The 17,472-nt window shown below is 42.6% G+C and carries 15 protein-coding genes and 3 tRNA genes; 2 read left to right on the top strand and 16 right to left on the bottom strand.

All coding sequences use genetic code 11. From position 1 onward, the window contains the following. Window positions 1-73: 73 nt before the first annotated feature. From OGM16_12710 to OGM16_12655, 12 genes are all read right to left on the bottom strand, one after another. Window positions 74-1,243, bottom strand: coding sequence for a peptidoglycan DD-metalloendopeptidase family protein (locus OGM16_12710; protein ID UYJ48458.1), 1,170 nt, complete (start codon window positions 1,241-1,243; stop codon window positions 74-76). A 50-nt stretch (window positions 1,244-1,293) separates the two neighbouring features. Continuing rightward, window positions 1,294-2,196, bottom strand: coding sequence for a permease-like cell division protein FtsX (gene ftsX, locus OGM16_12705; GenBank protein UYJ45671.1), 903 nt, complete (start codon window positions 2,194-2,196; stop codon window positions 1,294-1,296). A gap of 36 nt (window positions 2,197-2,232) precedes the next feature. Next, window positions 2,233-2,907 carry a cell division ATP-binding protein FtsE gene (gene ftsE / locus OGM16_12700; GenBank protein ID UYJ45670.1) on the bottom strand — a complete coding sequence of 225 codons (675 nt, stop codon included), beginning with the start codon at window positions 2,905-2,907 and terminating at the stop codon, window positions 2,233-2,235. Between the two features lie 48 nt (window positions 2,908-2,955). Beyond that, entirely contained in the window at window positions 2,956-4,044 is a 1,089-nt protein-coding gene (locus tag OGM16_12695; protein UYJ45669.1) for a helix-turn-helix domain-containing protein, read from the bottom strand. Window positions 4,045-4,259: 215 nt separating this feature from the next. Further along, on the bottom strand, window positions 4,260-5,372 hold the full coding sequence (gene ugpC, locus OGM16_12690; GenBank protein UYJ45668.1) for a sn-glycerol-3-phosphate ABC transporter ATP-binding protein UgpC: 1,113 nt from the start codon (window positions 5,370-5,372) through the stop codon (window positions 4,260-4,262). 226 nt (window positions 5,373-5,598) lie between these two features. After that, complete coding sequence (locus tag OGM16_12685) at window positions 5,599-6,447, bottom strand: YitT family protein (protein UYJ45667.1); 849 nt, start codon at window positions 6,445-6,447, stop codon at window positions 5,599-5,601. 101 nt (window positions 6,448-6,548) lie between these two features. After that, entirely contained in the window at window positions 6,549-7,382 is an 834-nt protein-coding gene (locus tag OGM16_12680) for a S1-like domain-containing RNA-binding protein (protein UYJ45666.1), read from the bottom strand. Continuing rightward, the gene (locus OGM16_12675; protein UYJ45665.1) at window positions 7,379-8,119 is read right to left on the bottom strand and encodes a thioesterase; all 741 of its coding nucleotides are present in this window, start codon (window positions 8,117-8,119) and stop codon (window positions 7,379-7,381) included. The genes OGM16_12680 and OGM16_12675 overlap by 4 nt, the downstream gene beginning before the upstream one ends. A 148-nt stretch (window positions 8,120-8,267) precedes the next feature. Then, window positions 8,268-8,340, bottom strand: a tRNA-Gln gene (locus OGM16_12670). A gap of 34 nt (window positions 8,341-8,374) precedes the next feature. Beyond that, window positions 8,375-8,447 (bottom strand) — tRNA-Gln (locus tag OGM16_12665). Between the two features lie 34 nt (window positions 8,448-8,481). Beyond that, a tRNA-Gln gene (locus OGM16_12660) sits at window positions 8,482-8,554 on the bottom strand. A gap of 123 nt (window positions 8,555-8,677) precedes the next feature. Continuing rightward, on the bottom strand, window positions 8,678-10,162 hold the full coding sequence (locus OGM16_12655) for an aspartate ammonia-lyase (protein ID UYJ48457.1): 1,485 nt from the start codon (window positions 10,160-10,162) through the stop codon (window positions 8,678-8,680). Between the two features lie 355 nt (window positions 10,163-10,517). Here OGM16_12655 and OGM16_12650 point away from each other — a divergent pair, with 355 nt between their 5' ends. Continuing rightward, complete coding sequence (locus tag OGM16_12650) at window positions 10,518-11,447, top strand: LysR family transcriptional regulator (protein UYJ45664.1); 930 nt, start codon at window positions 10,518-10,520, stop codon at window positions 11,445-11,447. Window positions 11,448-12,083: 636 nt separating this feature from the next. Here the strand turns inward: OGM16_12650 and trpA are convergent. The 4 genes from trpA to OGM16_12630 all read right to left on the bottom strand — a co-directional run bounded on the left by trpA (window position 12,084) and on the right by OGM16_12630 (window position 16,135). After that, window positions 12,084-12,860 (bottom strand): tryptophan synthase subunit alpha, encoded by a 777-nt coding sequence (gene trpA / locus OGM16_12645; GenBank protein ID UYJ45663.1) that lies wholly within the window; start codon window positions 12,858-12,860, stop codon window positions 12,084-12,086. Beyond that, on the bottom strand, window positions 12,853-14,043 hold the full coding sequence (gene trpB / locus OGM16_12640; GenBank protein UYJ45662.1) for a tryptophan synthase subunit beta: 1,191 nt from the start codon (window positions 14,041-14,043) through the stop codon (window positions 12,853-12,855). The genes trpA and trpB overlap by 8 nt, the downstream gene beginning before the upstream one ends. Window positions 14,044-14,482: 439 nt before the next feature. Beyond that, a complete protein-coding gene (locus tag OGM16_12635; protein UYJ45661.1) occupies window positions 14,483-15,832 on the bottom strand; it encodes a M20/M25/M40 family metallo-hydrolase in 1,350 nt (449 codons plus the stop codon). A gap of 12 nt (window positions 15,833-15,844) precedes the next feature. After that, window positions 15,845-16,135, bottom strand: coding sequence for a hypothetical protein (locus OGM16_12630; protein ID UYJ45660.1), 291 nt, complete (start codon window positions 16,133-16,135; stop codon window positions 15,845-15,847). On the opposite strand from OGM16_12630, the gene OGM16_12625 reads away from it, so the two are divergent. Next, window positions 16,102-17,370, top strand: a complete 1,269-nt coding sequence (locus tag OGM16_12625) for an AbgT family transporter (GenBank protein UYJ45659.1) — start codon at window positions 16,102-16,104, stop codon at window positions 17,368-17,370. The two genes, OGM16_12630 and OGM16_12625, sit on opposite strands and share 34 nt — an antisense overlap. Window positions 17,371-17,472: the final 102 nt, after the last annotated feature.

Raw genomic sequence — 17,472 nt, 5'->3', positions numbered from 1 at the left:
ATGCTGCCCTTTTCAATAAAATACCATATCATGGCTGAACTATAAATACTACCATGGCCAAAAATGCTGTCATCTATGGACTTACATAATTGCTTGGATTTACATAGCTCCCACCGGAACGGATACCAAAATGCAGATGGGGACCGGTAGAATACCCAGTAGATCCCACTCTTGCAATCGTCTGTCCCTTTTTCACCTTCTGCCCCTTGCTTGCAAGAAGCTGGGAACAATGCATGTATACTGTGCTGACACCGCCGCCATGGTCGATCATGATATAATTTCCCGCTGAATAACTGTATGTAGCGATCACTACCTCACCATCGGCAGCCGCCACAATGGGGGCACCGGTACTGGCTGAAATATCTATCCCCTTGTGATTGGTAGAGGCCCCCTCTGTAGGTGAGGTTCTTTCTCCAAAGCCAGAGGTGATACGTCCACTGGATGGGCATGGCCATTTAAAGCTAATATTCCCCAGATTTGTCACCTTATACGTCTTTTTCTGGGCTTCTGCTTTCTTTCTGGCTTCTTCTTCCCTGCGCTTCATCTCCGCCTCAATAGCCTTCATCTGGTTTTCCTGGGCTTTAATATCTGCATCATACTGGTCAATACTGCTCTGGGCAGAACTGATCTGGCTGTTATAAGAAGAAAGCTCTTTCTGCTTTGAACTCATCAGTTCCTGCACCGACGCCTGTTTGGCCTCGGTAGTATCCTGAAGCTCTAACAGGTTGGCATGCTCTGCCTCCAGATCCTGTTCCTTCTGGTTTACCTTTTCCTTTGCAGCCTGATACTCTTTTAACATTTTCCGGTCGTAGGAAGCGATCTGGCTTGCATACTCCGCCCGGTTTAACAGCTGGGATGCATCTTTAGAAGTCATGATGCTGTCTGCAAAGCTGACATTTCCATTTTCATACATATACTGGATACGCAGCTTCATAGAAGCATACTGTTCTTTTTCCACTGCTTTTGCTTCTTCCAGTTCCGCTTTTGTATCCTTAATCTGGCTTTCCTTTGCCGAAATATCCTTCTCCAACTGGCTCAATTCTGCATCCAGGGAAGTCAATTTCTTATCCAGCTCTTTTACATAAGCCGCTGCATCGGATTTCAGGCCTTCTAACTGTTTTAAGGTATCCTGTACCTTTTTCTTTTCTTCCTGAAGAGAGGACATTTTATTTTTTGCATCCTTCAGATCAGCATTGGTCGCATACGAAGAAAAAACACAGCTAAAGCCAAGGACGCAGCCCATTCCAAAAGCCAGAAATCTGTTTTTTCGGTTCTTCATCCTGTTTCTTTCTCCTATACGCGCAGATGTCTCTGAATGGTCAGGAAACTGACGATCACACCGATCCCTACACCTAAGCCCATGGCAGAAGCTGCCATAAACGGAAAAATCTGTCCAAGAGGCAGAAGTTCAAATAATCCTGTTATCATCTCATAATTGGTATTCAGATACATCAGTCCTTTTTTATAGAGAACCGCCATAGCCGCCAGGGGGATCAATGCGCCAAAAAAGCCTAAAATCAGGCCTTCTACAATAAAAGGAGCACGGATCATAAAATTGGTAGCACCAATATAACGCATGATCTCATTTTCCCGTCTTCTGAAAGCAGCTGCTACAGAAATGGTATTACTGATCAGGAAAACTGCAACTGCCAGAAGCACTCCGATGATAACTGCCGATAAAGCACCTATCATCTTTCCTGCACTGGTAAAGCCGGCTACCAGAGCACTGGAATAACGGACCTTACGTACACCTTCTATGGCTTCCAGACGTTTTACAATCATATCCTGGTTTGAAATATCCTTTAAATATATCTCATAAGAGGCAGAATTAGCCAGGGGATTGTCCGCCTCAAAACCATCTGCCAGTTCTTCCATTCCTTCAAAATATTCCTTTTTAAAAGATTCCCAGGCTTCACTGGCAGATATATATTTTGCCTCCCGCACTTCACTCCAACCACGGATCTGCTCTCCTATAGCCTGTATCTTTCCTTCTTCCATTCCCTCATCAAAAAATACAGAAATACCTACAGTCTCTTCAGCAGTCCTGGCTCCATGCTGCACATTGGCTACCATGGAAAAAAACAGACAAAATAAAAAAATACATGCAGAAATGGTTGCCACAGACGCCAGGGAAAACCATATATTCCTGCATATATTAATAACGCCCTGTTTCAGGCAATATAAAAATGTACTCATTTACTCTTATGCCTTTCCAGCGGTTCCAGACGGTTTCTAAATCCCGGACCCGCCCTCATCTCTGACGACTTCCCCACGATCCATGGTAATGACTCTTTTATTCATCTCCGCTACCATTTCCTGACTGTGGGTCACTACAATAACAGTCGTTCCCCTCTGATTGATCTGGTCCAAAAGATTCATGATCTCATGGGTATTAAAGCTGTCCAGGTTTCCTGTAGGCTCATCTGCCAAAAGCACCTCCGGTTTATTTATAAGCGCTCTTGCAATGGCAACTCTCTGCTGTTCCCCGCCTGACAACTGACCCGGGTATGCCTTATATTTTGAAGAAAGACCTACAAGGTGCAGCATCTGGGGCACTGTCTCACGGATCGTCTTTGGTGGGACACCAATGACTCTCTGGGCAAAAGCCACATTTTCAAATACAGTACGGTCTTTTAAAAGACGGAAATCCTGAAAAACAACACCTAGCTTTCTCCTGTATTTTGGGACATATCTTCGGGGCATCTTCCCCAGATCTATATCATTGACCACAATACGTCCCTTAGTAGGATCAAGCTCCTTCATCAGGAGCTTGATCAATGTACTCTTTCCAGAACCGCTCCGGCCTGTGATAAACACAAACTCCCCATCCTCAATGGTTAAAGAAAGGTCGCGGATGGCCTTGCCGCCGGTTCCATAAGATTTACTTACATGACTTAATTCTATCATTTTCTAATTTTCTCTAACTTTCCTCTTATGGGGTAATGCCATTTATCATTAATAATCCAGGCTTTCCATGTACTTCATGTACTTTGCAACCATAAGGGCGATCTTAAAGGTAATTGCATCCTCAAAAACGCGCAGATCAAGTCCAGTACTCTTCTGCAGCTTGTCCAGACGGTAAACCAGAGTATTTCTGTGGATATACAGCTGTCTGGAAGTCTCTGATACGTTCAGGCTGTTCTCAAAGAACTTGTTGATCGTAGTTAAGGTTTCCTCATCAAATTCATCTGGGGATTTGCCGTCAAATACTTCACGGATGAACATCTTGCACAGTGGGATCGGGAGCTGATAGATCAGACGGCCAATACCTAAGTTGCTGTATGCGATCACGTTCTTGCTTGCATAGAAAATCTTGCCTACATCCAGAGCCATCTTTGCCTCTTTGTAAGAACGTGAAACTTCCTTGATATCATTAATTACAGTGCCGTAAGCTACCCGTACCTTGGTCATAGCTTCTGTATTTAACATATCTAAGATCATGTTTGCAGTCTTATCCAGTTCCACATAAGACTCGCCCTGACGTACTTCCTTTACAAGGATGATATTCTTCTCATCTACAGCTGTGATGAAATCCTTTGTCTTGGAAGCAAACAGGCTGCGTACAGTTTCTAATGCATTTACATCTTTTTCATTATGTGTCTCAATAATGTATACAACACGCTTTACATCGGTATCAATATGCAGTTTCTTTGCACGGTTATAAATATCAACTAACAGCAGGTTGTCAAGAAGCAGGTTCTTGATAAAATTATCTTTATCAAAACGCTCCTTGTATGCAACAAGCAGGTTCTGGATCTGGAATGCTGCCAACTTTCCTACCATATATACATCATCACTGGCACCTTTTGCCAGTAAAATGTACTCTAACTGATGCTCATCAAACACCTTAAAGAACTGATATCCCTGGATCACCTGACTGTCTGCCGGTGAATCCACAAATACCAGAATAGAGTTTTCAGACTCTTCTGCATCTGTAAAAGTAGAAGCAAGTACCTTTCCTTCGGTATCACATATTCCTAAATCAACTCTGGTAATTCCCTTTAATCCATCTAATGTGGTCTGAAGTATCTGATTTGAGATCATTCCACTCTCTCCTTTTCATCTTATTGATTTGGTATCCTCTCGGAATCCTTTTATGAACATTGCCATAAAAATCCATGGCGGAGTTACTGTTTTCCCTATTTTCATATTTTAATGCAAAATAACAAAAAAAGCAAGAGAGTTGTAAACTCTCCTGCTTCTTTTTACTGTCGTTTTTAACAGAGGTTTTTCATTATCTTCTCTGATATTCGTTATAATTAGTTAATAATAACGCTTTCTGTTTCTTTGTCAAAAATATGAACCTTATCCAGATCCATAGCCAGCTTTACAGTATCGCCAGGTCTTGCAGTCGTACGTGGATTAACCTTTGCTGTAAAGTTAGCATCATCAATATCAAAGTACAGAAGTACTTCAGAACCTAACATTTCGTATACACGGATCTCTACCTGGAATGTGCTCTTTGGATTTTCTGCCAGGAATGCTTCTTCATCATGAAGATCTTCTGGACGGATACCAAGAGTAACCACCTTGCCTACATAGCCAGCTTCTTCCAGAGCTTTGCCCTTTGCCTGTGGAAGTGTTAATGTATGTCCGCCAAATGCTAATGTTACATCTGCACCATTTTTTGCCACCTGGGCATCGATCATATTCATCTGTGGTGCTCCGATAAATCCTGCAACGAACTTATTGCATGGCTTGTCATACAGATTCTGTGGGCTGTCTACCTGCTGTACTACACCGTCCTTCATAACAACGATCCTAGTACCCAATGTCATAGCCTCAGTCTGGTCATGTGTAACGTAGATAATAGTTGTTTCCAGTCTCTGATGTAATTTAGAGATCTCAACTCGCATCTGGCCTCTTAATTTTGCATCCAGGTTTGACAGAGGCTCGTCCATAAGGAATACCTTAGGACTGCGGACAATAGCACGTCCCATAGCAACTCGCTGTCTCTGACCACCGGATAATGCCTTTGGCTTACGGTCTAACAGATGCTCCAGATCCAGGATCTTGGCTGCATCATGTACTTTCTTGTCAATCTCATCCTTTGGAGTCTTTCTTAATTTCAGTCCAAATGCCATGTTATCGTATACAGACATATGTGGATACAGAGCGTAGTTCTGGAATACCATTGCAATATCTCTGTCCTTTGGCTCTACATCATTTACCAGTTTTCCGTCAATATACAGTTCACCGGAAGAGATATCCTCCAGACCTGCGATCATACGAAGAGTGGTTGATTTTCCACATCCTGAAGGTCCTACGAAGATGATAAATTCCTTATCAGCGATCTCCAGATTGAAATCCTTAACTGCCACAAATCCATTAGGATATTTCTTGGTTACATTCTTCAGTGATAAACTAGCCATTTACTTTTTCCTCCTATTAGATAGATGTCTTTCTGCCCCGGTTCCCCTCTTTCAGAAAGATCCGTAACTCTTTTGTAACTGTCTTTATCATACAGGAAAGCGTATTTTTATTCCATACTGTAAATCCACAAAATCCAAATTTGTTATTTAGTTAAAATGTATATTCAATTTACAAAATGCTGTATCTGTCAAATTTTCGCTTGATTATCACCAAAAACTTTGGTTATTATGTTAGCTGATTTTTATCTTCAATAAACCCCTCACCAAAAACTTCACGGGCATCACTGACGATAAAAAATGCTCTTGGATCGTATTCTGATACAATTTCTTTTATTTCTACGATCTCTTTTCTGGAAACAACACAAAATAGCATATTTTTGGTCTCATCTGAATACATTCCTTTTGCTGCAATTCCTGTTACCCCTCTGTTCATACGTGTCATAATGGTATCTGAAATTTCTTTATATTTATCCGAAATAATATAGACCTGCTTGGAAAACTTCATTCCTTCGATCAGGCTGTCTGCCACTTTTCCCAAACAGAAAATAGCGATCAGGGCATAAAGAGCTGTCCGGATGCCAAATACAGTAGCACCGGCTACCACAATAATACCATCTAACAGCTGCATGATCTGCGCAACGGAATAATGAGGAAATTTTGCCCGGATCAGAGCTGCCAGCATATCAGTTCCCCCTGTGGTGCAGCCTCCTGCCAGTACAAAGCCGGTTCCTACACCCGTGATGATACCGCCAAAAAGAGCGGACAGCAGCAGGTCATCTTCTATATACATGCCTTCCGGCAGAATATAAAAGACAACTGACAACAATACCGTGGCATACAGTGTACGCTTAATAAATTTCCACCCCATGATCTTAAAACCTGCTAAAAACAACGGGATATTTAAAACAGTATTAGTCACCCACAGCGGCAGACCCCAAAGTTCCTTTCCAATAATAGCTACACCGGAAACACCTCCTGTTACCATATTGGCGGGATCAAAAATATTTTTGGTGGCCAGACCAATAAGAATGGTTCCCAAAGTGATAGCGCCATAATCTTTCCATACTTTCTGCATTTTATGCTTCCTCCTTATCCAAATAAAAAGACAGCTGTAATAAACACAACTGTCTTTCTGCTACCCATATGATACCGCAGGATCTGCTCCTGCAAAGGTTTTTATACCCTTTCTATGGTCTTTTCTGTAATTCTTACTTTTCCTTCTTTTAAAAGACGTCCAACAGCTCTTTTAAATGCATTCTTGCTCATGTTAAACTCTCTTAAAATAGTCTCCGGTCTTGCCTTATCATTAAAAGGAAGAACTCCGTCAAACTCATCAATAACCTTTAATACCAGCTCTGCATCTGATCCCATCTGCACATAGGAACGCTCTCTCACGCAAAGGTCAAGCTTTCCATCCTCACGGACTCTCATTACTCTCGCCTTAACAGTATCTCCCTCACGGAATTTTCCATACATCTCTTTTTTCGGGATCAGGCCATAATATTTATTATCTACTGCAACAAAAGCACCGATAGTCTCATTGATCTCATAGATGGTTCCATTTACCCAGTCTTCTGCTTTATATGGGGACTCGCTGCTCATGTGGGAGTAAACTTTCATGGTAGCTGCCAGTCTGTGACTCTTATCCACATAGAGACATACCAGACATTTCTCTCCTTTTCTCACAGGATGGGTCTGTTCTTTAAATGGAAGGAGCAGATCTTTTTCCAGTCCCATATCCAGGAAAGCTCCGATCTTTGCCACATCCTTTACTTCCAGGATCTCACACTGACCTACCTCCAGCTTCGGTGTGCCGGTTGTTGCGATCAGACGGTCAGAGGAATCTTTATAAATAAATACCTTTACCTTATCTCCGATCTTTGCTCCGGCCGGAACCTGTTTCTTTGGCAGAAGGACTGCTGCTTCATCTCCTGCTTTTTCACTTAAATATACGCCGAATTCTTTTGTGCGGACAATTTCTAATTCCTGTGTCTTTCCTAATTCCATCATGATCCATACTCCTTATTACTCTTATGTTCTCCATACTGAAGCCATACAACTGCCCTGACCTCGCAAACTTCATCTGCCAGTACAACAGTCCACTCATCTTCACCTGTTTTTGTCACTCTCGGCACAAGGATTTCTCCTAAAACTGCTGCTTTTTTATAATCAGCCCTGATGCCCTTTACTATTTTCGTACACGGCACTGCTTCTCTTGCAATATCCACATACTGGGCGTTATTTACATGATGATTGGTATCCAGATGATGAGTCGCAATGGTAACAGGTATTCCTTCTTCGTATTCTTCCGGAATGAGGATCTTCCTGGGCGCTTTTCCCAGATCAAGTGCCTCCTCGTTTCCATAAGCAGCTATGTCTTCCGGCATCACACGCACCGGCACCATTTTCTCTGTATCGCAGAAAAACCATATGGATTCTGCCCGTACCAGATAGTTTCCATCCTGGTCCATGATCACAAAATCACGATATCCGTAAATTCCTTTAGATGAAGTAGCCCAGGTTCCTATCTTTATCCTTTCACCCAGTACCGGATACCGGTCAATAACGATCCTCCAGGAAGACAAAAGCCAGGCCCTCTTCTTTTCTTCCAGATACTCTACTCCAAGCCCAATATCTTCAGACTGGAAGGTACTGCAGTCCTGGAGGTAATTGATCACTCCCAACAAACTTAACGCACCTGTTTCATCAGTCTCACTGTAACGGATCCTACTGTCAAATGTATACATTCATTTCCTCTGTTTCTTCTTATTACTATCTCTTATAAATACATCATCATAGATAACCACTTTTCTCCACAAGTATAACACGGTAAAATTTGCTGTGCAACAAAAAAGTCTTTCATTTCCAACAACTCAGAAATCAAAGACTCTCTAGCTGGGCTACAAGGATTCGAACCTTGAAAATGACGGAGTCAGAGTCCGTTGCCTTACCATTTGGCGATAGCCCATTACTTTATGAAGTTTTAAAGCATTTCTGCTTAGCTGGGCTACAAGGATTCGAACCTTGAAAATGACGGAGTCAGAGTCCGTTGCCTTACCATTTGGCGATAGCCCATTATTTTATGAAGTTTAAAAGCGTTTCCGCTTAGCTGGGCTACAAGGATTCGAACCTTGAAAATGACGGAGTCAGAGTCCGTTGCCTTACCATTTGGCGATAGCCCATTATTTATCTTCGCAGCCTTAATCGCGACTGCGAAGATTATTATACATATAATACCAGTTGAAGTCAAGCACTTTTTTTATATATTTTTATATCCGGGCAAATATGCCCAGATCAGACCGCTTTTAACGCAGCTGCTCCATTGGATCCTTACCAAGGATACCCGGCTCTGTCATGGTATATGGATCAAGGACTGTATTTAACTGTTCTTCATCCATCAGGCCCTTTTCTAGGATCAGGTCACGGACCTGTCTGCCGGTGCGCAGTGCTTCCTTTGCTATATTGGCTGCTGTCTCATATCCTACATATGGGCAGATAGCAGTAATAACGCCGATACTGTTCTCCACCTCTTTGAGGCAGTGTTCCTTATTTGCAGTAATACCTACGATACAGTTATCAACCAGTGTCTTCACTGCAGAAGCCAGTGTTTCAATGGATTCAAACAGGTTATAAAAAATGATGGGTTCAAAAGCATTTAATTCCAGCTGGCCTGCTTCTGCCGCCATGGTAATGGTCATATCATTTCCTATAATATTAAATGCAACCTGGTTTACTACCTCCGGAATGACCGGATTGATCTTTCCTGGCATAATGGAAGATCCATTCTGTCTTGCAGGCAGATTGATCTCTCCGAAGCCGGTTCTTGGACCGGAAGACATAAGGCGCAGGTCATTACACATCTTGGAAAGGTTCACTGCACAGTTTTTCACAATTCCTGATACAGAAGCATAACTGTCCAGGTTCTGGGTAGCATCGATCATATCATAGGACTGAACCAGTTCTTCTCCTGTGAGAGTAGACATGTTTTTAACTACCCTGTGGAAATACTGTACATCTGCGTTTAAACCGGTTCCAATAGCAGTTCCGCCTAAATTCAAGCAGCGGATCTCTTCTTTTGCATTGTCAAAACGCTTGATATCCCGACGGATGGCAGATGCATAAGCGTGAAATTCCTGTCCTAAGCGGATCGGTACTGCATCCTGCAGCTGCGTCCTTCCCATTTTAATAACAGAATCAAATTCTTTGGATTTATCCATTAACGCTGCTTCCAGCCGTTTTAACTGCTCCTGTGCATTGGAGATCAGTTTTAAAGCTGCCATTTTTCCGCAGGATGGAAATACATCATTGGTAGACTGCCCAAAGTTTACATGGTCATTTGGGTTTACCAGGCTGTAATCGCCTTTTTTCCCGCCTAAGATCTCAATGGCTCTGTTTGCGATCACCTCATTGGCATTCATATTCAGGGATGTTCCTGCACCGCCCTGGATAGGATCTACAATAAACTGGTCATGAAGTTTACCACCTATGATCTCATCACAGGCCTGTGTGATCGCAGAAGCACGCTTTTTATCCAGCTCACCTACTTCAAAGTTAGTGATGGCTGCAGCTTTTTTGATCTGCGCCACACTTTTGATCAGCTCCGGATGCATTTTTAAGCCTGTAATATAGAAGTTTTCATGAGCACGCAGAGTCTGTACTCCATAATATGCATCAATGGGTACTTCTTTTTCTCCAATGGAGTCATGCTCCAGACGGTATTTTTTCACCTCAGTTCCATTATTTCCTATTCCATTAATTCCAATTTCATTTCCATTGCTTTCATTATTCATGATTTCCTTCATAATCTTTCCTCCATCTATATGTTCTCTCGGAATCTTTCTGTACCTGATTTTGTGAGAAGATTTTTTGTCAGTTGTGCCCAAATTTCTGAGGCGTACGCGGTGCGTACGGTGATGAAATTCGGGTGCGACTGGCGGAAAATCGGCCACAAAGGCAGGTGCAAGAAAGACTCCGAGAGGACATTTCTATGCGTTGCATGGTCACTTTTTCCTTAGCACATGATCATCCTCTTGACTCTAATATAGAACTGGGCTACAATATTTTCAAATACTTATAATTTCATACTTTCTATAGACAAGCATCTATAGCGTATTTGTCAAATACATATTTACCAAGGAGGCTCCCATGTTCCAGGGAATGCACTACGTTTACGAGGTCTACAAAGAAATGAGCTTTTCCAAAGCAGCCAGAAACCTGTTTATCAGCCAGCCATCTTTAAGCGCTGCTGTAAAGAAAGCAGAAGCCCAGATCGGTTTTCCCATTTTTGACCGCAGTTCCAACCATATCCAGCTGACAGAGCTGGGCAAAGAATATATACGTTCCATTGAGATCATTATGGATGTGGAAAATGGATTTCAGAATTATATCAATGATATGAAAGAATTAAAAAGCGGCACCATTGCCATAGGCGGCACTAACCTTTTTGCCTCCTATGTGCTTCCTCCTCTTTTATCCCGCTTTACAGAACAATATCCCCAGGTTCAGGTCAACCTGGTAGAAGCAACCACATCCCAGCTTACAGACCGGCTTTTTTCCGGTTCTTTAGATCTGCTCATTGACAATAAAAGCATGGATCCTGCCATTTACCAGAAAAGCTTTTTCTGTGAGGAACATTTGCTGCTGGCTGTGCCTATCCGCCTGTCTGTAAATGAAAAAATGAAAAATTATGCACTTACAGCTTCCGATATACGCGAAAACCGCCACTTAAACTCAAGGATCCCACCTGTACCTCTGGAAAATTTTCAGGAAGAATCTTTTCTCCTTTTAAAATCCGGAAATGATACCCGAACCCGAGCAGACCGCATCTGCCACAATGCCCATGTTATTCCGAAAATAAAACTGGAACTGGACCAGCAGATCACTGCTTATAATCTGTCCCGATACGGCATGGGAATCTCTTTTTGTTCTGATACCCTTGTGCGTCATGTGCCGGATGATGAAGGATTGGTTTACTATAAACTGAACCATCAGGACGCTCTTAGGGAAGTGAATTTTTATTATAAGCGAAACAGGTATATGCCGCGGATCGTTAGTACATTCCTGGATATGATCTGATATACTATGAAAAAGGCAATTGTTTTTTATCTATTATAGCTATAATTGTTATAATCATTTGTCTATGATTCAAATGGATTTCTTATATTGGGATATTGTTGACTAAGGTCCGAAAGCCACCGGCGCACATGACAGATGCGCATTTGAATGAAAATCCTTTGCTCGTGGGCTTGCGCCGCCTATTGTCAGAACTGCGAACCAAACTCGCACGCGCTGCGTGCTCAAACAGTGATTCTCCGTTCTGACGCTATGCGCGCCCACTCACGGATTTTCAAACAAATGCTTATTCTGTCATGTGCACCGGCGGCTTTCTACGTTATTGGCAATAAAAAATGTAGGAGCAAACCAATAAGCAGTTTTTATGTGGGAGGGGGTTTGTACTTAAGTATGGTATTTTTCATGTGACATATCCAATACAGTAGAAAGGGCTCCTCCATGTATAATAAGCATTCGGTAGGCAATTTTGTCCATTTTGCGAGCATAGCTGGCAGGTTGGAGGCATTGTTTGAGCGAACGCAGTGAGCGAGTTTGCCGGAGACCTGCCTAATCGGCGGCGGAGCAAAATGGACAAAATTGCCGTGAATGCGTTTATACATGGAGGAACCCTTTCGGACCCTATTGAACTAAATCACAATATTAAGCTTCCATTACAGCCTGTTTCATTTCCCTTACATATTCCGCTACATACGGAACACTGTCTTTTCCATATTTGGCGATCCGCTTTACAACGGCACTTCCTACAATCGCTCCGTCTGACAGGCCAGCCATCTTTTTTGCCTGCTCTGGTTCAGAAATACCAAAGCCTACAGCGCAGGGAACATCAGTCACTGCACGGATCTGCTCTACTAAAGCCCCGATATCTGTCTTGATCTCGCTTCTTACACCAGTAACGCCTAAAGAAGATACTACATAGATAAATCCTGAAGCCTCTTTTGCTACCATTGCAATTCTGTGATCAGAAGTAGGTGCGATCATAGAGATCAGATCCAGACCATATTTCCTGCAGATAGGTTCAAATTCTTCTTTTTCCTCATATGGCACATCCGGAAGGATCAGGCCATTGATGCCGATCTGGGCTGCCTTTGAGATAAAACGTTCCGAACCATAAGAAAAAACTACATTTGCATAGGTCATAAATACTAGCGGGATCTTTACCGTCTTTCTGATGCGGGCAACCATGTCAAAAATCTTATCAGTGGTAGTTCCTACAGACAGTGCCCTTACATTTGCTTCCTGGATCACAGGTCCTTCTGCTGTTGGGTCAGAAAACGGGATTCCCAGTTCGATCAGGTCCGCACCTGCCTCTGCCATAACGCATACCAGCTTTTCAGTCGTCTCCAGATCCGGATCTCCACAGGTCAAAAACGGAATAAATGCCTTACCATCTTTAAATGCATCTCTTATCTTAGTCATAAATATTCTCCCCTCTGTAGCGTGCGATCGCTGCGCAGTCTTTATCTCCTCTTCCGGAAATGTTGATAACGATGATCTGGTCCTTTCCCATAGCCGGTGCCAGTTTTCTTGCATAGGCAACTGCATGGGCTGATTCAATAGCAGGAATAATACCTTCGGTCCTGGACAGGTATTCAAAAGCGTCTACTGCCTCATCATCCGTTACAGGTACATAGGTTGCACGGCCGGTATCATGTAACATGGCATGTTCCGGTCCGATCCCCGGATAGTCAAGTCCTGCAGAAATAGAATATACTGGAGCGATCTGACCGTATTCATCCTGGCAGAAATAAGATTTCATACCGTGGAAGATCCCTAAACGGCCTGTAGCAATGGTAGCTGCTGTTTCCGGTGTATCTGCACCGCGGCCTGCTGCCTCGCAGCCGATCAGCTTAACAGATGGATCATTGATAAAGTTATAAAAAGCACCAATAGCATTGGAGCCGCCACCTACACAGGCGATCACTGCATCCGGAAGTTTTCCTTCTTTTTCCATCAGCTGTTCCTTGATCTCCTTTGAGATCACTGCCTGAAAATCTCTTACGATCGTTGGGAACGGGTGTGGTCCCATAACAGAACCAAGGCAGTAATGGGTATCGCTGATGCGGTTGGTCCACTCTCTAAAGCAGGCAGAGCAGGCATCCTTTAATGTTCCGGTACCTGTAGTTACAGGAATCACGGTTGCCCCTAACAATTTCATCCTGTATACGTTTAATGCCTGGCGCCTGGTATCTTCCTCGCCCATATAAACTACGCATTCCATTCCCATCAGCGCCGCTGCTGTAGCAGTTGCCACACCATGCTGTCCTGCACCGGTCTCGGCAATAAGCCGGGTTTTCCCCATTTTCTTTGCTAATAGTGCCTGACCTAATACATTATTGATCTTATGAGCGCCAGTATGGTTTAAGTCCTCTCTCTTTAAGTAGATTTTGGCTCCGCCCAGGTCTTTTGTCATCTTCTCCGCATAATACAGGCGGCTTGGACGGCCTGCATACTCATTTAACAGCTCAGTCAGCTCCGCCTGGAACTGAGGATCATTTTTATAATGATTATACGCCTCTTCCAGCTCCATCACTGCGTTCATCAATGTTTCCGGAATATACTGACCTCCATGGATCCCGAAACGTCCTTTTTTATTTGACATATCTTTTCCTCCTCTTGCCAACCTTAGTGTTTTTTCCTTCTTTTCCTTCATCTGTTGTGACAGTTTCCAAAATTTTCTGTAAACATGAAACTTTAACTTTCCTGTCACAAAAAAAGTCCCTGATGATACAAATATATCATCAGGGACGGAATAAACCGCGGTGCCACCTCTGTTTCACATAAGCTGTGCGCTTTGCGTAGTACAATCATACTACCGGCTGTTAACGTCAGCCCCACGTCGCAGAATACTCGAAGTCACCTTCTTTGACTGCGCCCTCAACGGTCCATTTGACAATCTGGGTTCTATCGGACTTCCACCAACGCCGACTCTCTGTGAGGCCATAACTGCCGTTATCTCCGTTTCAACGGTTTTCTAATGAAGTTGTCTGGAGTATAGCACTGTGACGTGGTGATGTCAAGAGGTGTTTTTCAGATTTTATTTAGTCCTTTTCATTAATTTCAGAAACTGCCTGCAATGCACACACTGTCAGCGCAATTCCATCCATATACTCTTTAATGGATAAATGTTCATTTGGCGCATGATTATCTGAATCAGCATCACTCCATCGCACCTGAATAGCCGGTAGCTTTAAAACATTAGTCCACAAATAATCAGGGGCTGATGATGGTCTGCATGGGTAGATTACATATTCACCATAAATATCACGACAAATCTCTTCAACAGCCGGCAGATACGGCGTGTTCACGTCTGTTTTTGAAGAAGGGATATAACCATCATTTTCAATTTTTACATTATCATATCCCATCATCTCAACGTGCCTCTTGATACATTGAAATACCTTCTCAGGATCCTGATCTGGTACTAAACGGCAATCGATCAATGCTTCCGCTTTTGCAGGAACTACTCCATTAGCTCCTGTTTTGATCCAGCAAATATTAAATGTAGGCTGTCCTAAAAGCCTTGGATAAAAGTCCTTGCCATAATTAGACGACTTTGCCTCATAAATTGTATTCAAACTGTCCTCTGACTTCGGCAGTTTATCCATGATCTCAATTTCTTTTTCTGTAAAAGGTAATATTCCTTCCTCAAAACCAGGTATCAGAATCTTATCTTTTGACTTGCACTTTCCCAATATCTCCACCAGCTGCCACGCAGCGGAAGGCAGTACCGGTGCATAACGGGCATGAACATTCCTATTCATCGTTTCAACTGTAATATGAACAGACAAATCTCCCTTTGCTCCCAGCGCAATGATAGGCAATCCACTAGGATCCTTTGGACCATCGCTGAAAAACACCAGATCTGCTGCCAATTCCGTCCTGTGCTCTGCCAGAAATTCTTCCAATCCTCTACTGCCGCATTCCTCATCCCCTTCAAATACAAAAATAACATTTACGGGAACTTCCATTTTTTTTCTGACAAAGTATTCCAAAGCTTTTAAATGCGCCATTAAAGGTGATTTATTATCAGCACTTCCTCTTGCATAAACTTTTCCATCACGTACTGTAGGAACAAACGGATCTGAATGCCACAATTTTCGTTCTCCAGCCGGTTTCACATCGTAATGGGCATAGATCAGAACTGTCTTTTTTTCCGGATCATTGCCAAACCTCCCTACCAGGACCGGAGCGGGTTTTACAGAATACTTTGTCACTTGAATTCCAATTTCTTCCATTTTTTTCTGGATCCAGTCACAGCAAGTTTCAATTCCTTCCCCTGTTTCACTAACACTTATATGACGGATCAGTTCATACCAGTCTTCCAAAACCTGATTCTCATAATATTTTAGATATTCCTTGATATCTGATAAAAGTTTTTTGTTTTTCATGTCCATCCTCTTTTACATTTCACTGATTTCTTTTAAAACTGTAGCTGTAAGCTCAGTCCCTTTGATACAATTGGATAAAGTTAAATGTTCATTTGGTGCGTGATTATCAGAAGTAGCATCACACCAACGCACCTGGATCGTAGGAAGCCCCAGAATATTGGTCCACAAATAATCCGGTGCCGTTGATGGCCGATTAGGATATACCATGTACGGACCAAATACATTCTGGGTCGCTTTCTCCACCGGAAGCAGATACGGAGTATCAACCGGTGTTTTGGCAGGCTGTTCCTGATCAATTTTCATTTATTGCTAAAACCCCTGTAAATCCACTTTTAATTCCTAATTATATTATAGACGGTTTTTCCAGCAGTGCAAAGCTGATTTTTATGGTCATAATGTCTGGTGGTGCTTTTAACGTTCTGGTTGAAACCGGTGCACTTCAGGTACTAATCGCAAAAGTAGTTGCAAAATTCGGCAATAAGGAAGCTATTTTCATCCCACTTCTGCTCTTGGTTTTCGCTGCCATTGCTACTACACAGTCTGTAACTGTATTTATTGGATTTACTCCTGTTATCATTATGATGACAAGAGCTATGGGATTTGACTCCATTACTGGTGCTGCACTGCCACTTTTAGGTGGTGCCATTGGTTTTTCCACAGGCACTTTAAATACCTCAACTACCATTGTTGCCCAGAAAATTGCAGAACTTCCACTTTACTCCGGTATTCAATACCGTTTCTTCTGCTTCTTCGTTTTCTGGATCTTTACCAGTATTGCTCTGATCCGTTACGCACGTAAAGTCAAATCCAATCCTGCTTCAAGCCCTATGTACGAATTGGATAAACTGAGAAATGATGAAGATGTTGATGCCTCTCACGACTCTTCTCTGACTCCACGTAAGCTTCTGGTTCTTTTAACTTTAATTGGTTCCCTTGTTGTTCTGGTATGGGGTTGTGTAACACGAGGATGGGATCTTCCTGAAATATCTGTTGTCTTTATCTGGCTTGGTGTAATTTCAGGTGCTTTTGCTGGGTTTGGTCCAAGTACTATTGCTAAACATTTTGCAGCAGGATGTCAAAAACTCACTGTATCTGCTTTAATCCTTGGTCTTGCAAGAGCTACATCTGGTGTTTTATCTTCAGCTAATATTCTGGATACTCTGGTTTACGGATGTACCATTGTACTTAACGCATTTCCTCCCGCACTGCGTGGCATGTGTATGTACTGGGTTAATTTTATCATCAATATATTGGTAACTTCCGGTTCCGGACAAGCTGCTGTAGTTATGCCAATTTTTACTCCCGTTGCAGATATGGTCGGAATTACTCGTCAAACTGCTATTCTGGCATTTAACTTTGGCGATGGATTCTGCAATTACATTCTTCCTATGTCTACCGCATTAATGGGGAACTTAAGTGTTGCAAATATTCCTTACGATCGTTGGATGCGCTTTATGTGGAAAATCATGCTTCTCTGGTTGGCAGTAGGAAGTGCCCTGGTATTTATCGCTCAAATGATTCACTTAGGCCCCATGTAACGGCACATATATCAAAAAACTTTTAATATTCATAATACGTTAGTAATGTCGAAAAAACGTCAAAGAGCCTTCCTTACTCTTTGACGTTTTTTACCAACTATC

The organism is Lachnospiraceae bacterium (assembly GCA_025758065.1).
GTDB lineage: Bacteria > Bacillota > Clostridia > Lachnospirales > Lachnospiraceae > Enterocloster.
The sequence above is the reverse complement of the archived record's forward strand: the minus strand, read 5'-3'. Positions and strand labels throughout refer to the sequence as shown.

Bases quoted from the DNA above. Each gene is read 5' to 3' on its own strand.
- OGM16_12710 (UYJ48458.1), bottom strand. From the start codon at position 1,243: ATGGGCTGCGTCCTTGGCTTTAGCTGTGTTTTTTCTTCGTATGCGACC.
- ftsX (UYJ45671.1), bottom strand. From the start codon at position 2,196: ATGAGTACATTTTTATATTGCCTGAAACAGGGCGTTATTAATATATGC.
- ftsE (UYJ45670.1), bottom strand. From the start codon at position 2,907: ATGATAGAATTAAGTCATGTAAGTAAATCTTATGGAACCGGCGGCAAG.
- OGM16_12695 (UYJ45669.1), bottom strand. From the start codon at position 4,044: ATGATCTCAAATCAGATACTTCAGACCACATTAGATGGATTAAAGGGA.
- ugpC (UYJ45668.1), bottom strand. From the start codon at position 5,372: ATGGCTAGTTTATCACTGAAGAATGTAACCAAGAAATATCCTAATGGA.
- OGM16_12685 (UYJ45667.1), bottom strand. From the start codon at position 6,447: ATGCAGAAAGTATGGAAAGATTATGGCGCTATCACTTTGGGAACCATT.
- OGM16_12680 (UYJ45666.1), bottom strand. From the start codon at position 7,382: ATGATGGAATTAGGAAAGACACAGGAATTAGAAATTGTCCGCACAAAA.
- OGM16_12675 (UYJ45665.1), bottom strand. From the start codon at position 8,119: ATGTATACATTTGACAGTAGGATCCGTTACAGTGAGACTGATGAAACA.
- OGM16_12655 (UYJ48457.1), bottom strand. From the start codon at position 10,162: ATGAATAATGAAAGCAATGGAAATGAAATTGGAATTAATGGAATAGGA.
- OGM16_12650 (UYJ45664.1), top strand. From the start codon at position 10,518: ATGTTCCAGGGAATGCACTACGTTTACGAGGTCTACAAAGAAATGAGC.
- trpA (UYJ45663.1), bottom strand. From the start codon at position 12,860: ATGACTAAGATAAGAGATGCATTTAAAGATGGTAAGGCATTTATTCCG.
- trpB (UYJ45662.1), bottom strand. From the start codon at position 14,043: ATGTCAAATAAAAAAGGACGTTTCGGGATCCATGGAGGTCAGTATATT.
- OGM16_12635 (UYJ45661.1), bottom strand. From the start codon at position 15,832: ATGAAAAACAAAAAACTTTTATCAGATATCAAGGAATATCTAAAATAT.
- OGM16_12630 (UYJ45660.1), bottom strand. From the start codon at position 16,135: ATGAAAATTGATCAGGAACAGCCTGCCAAAACACCGGTTGATACTCCG.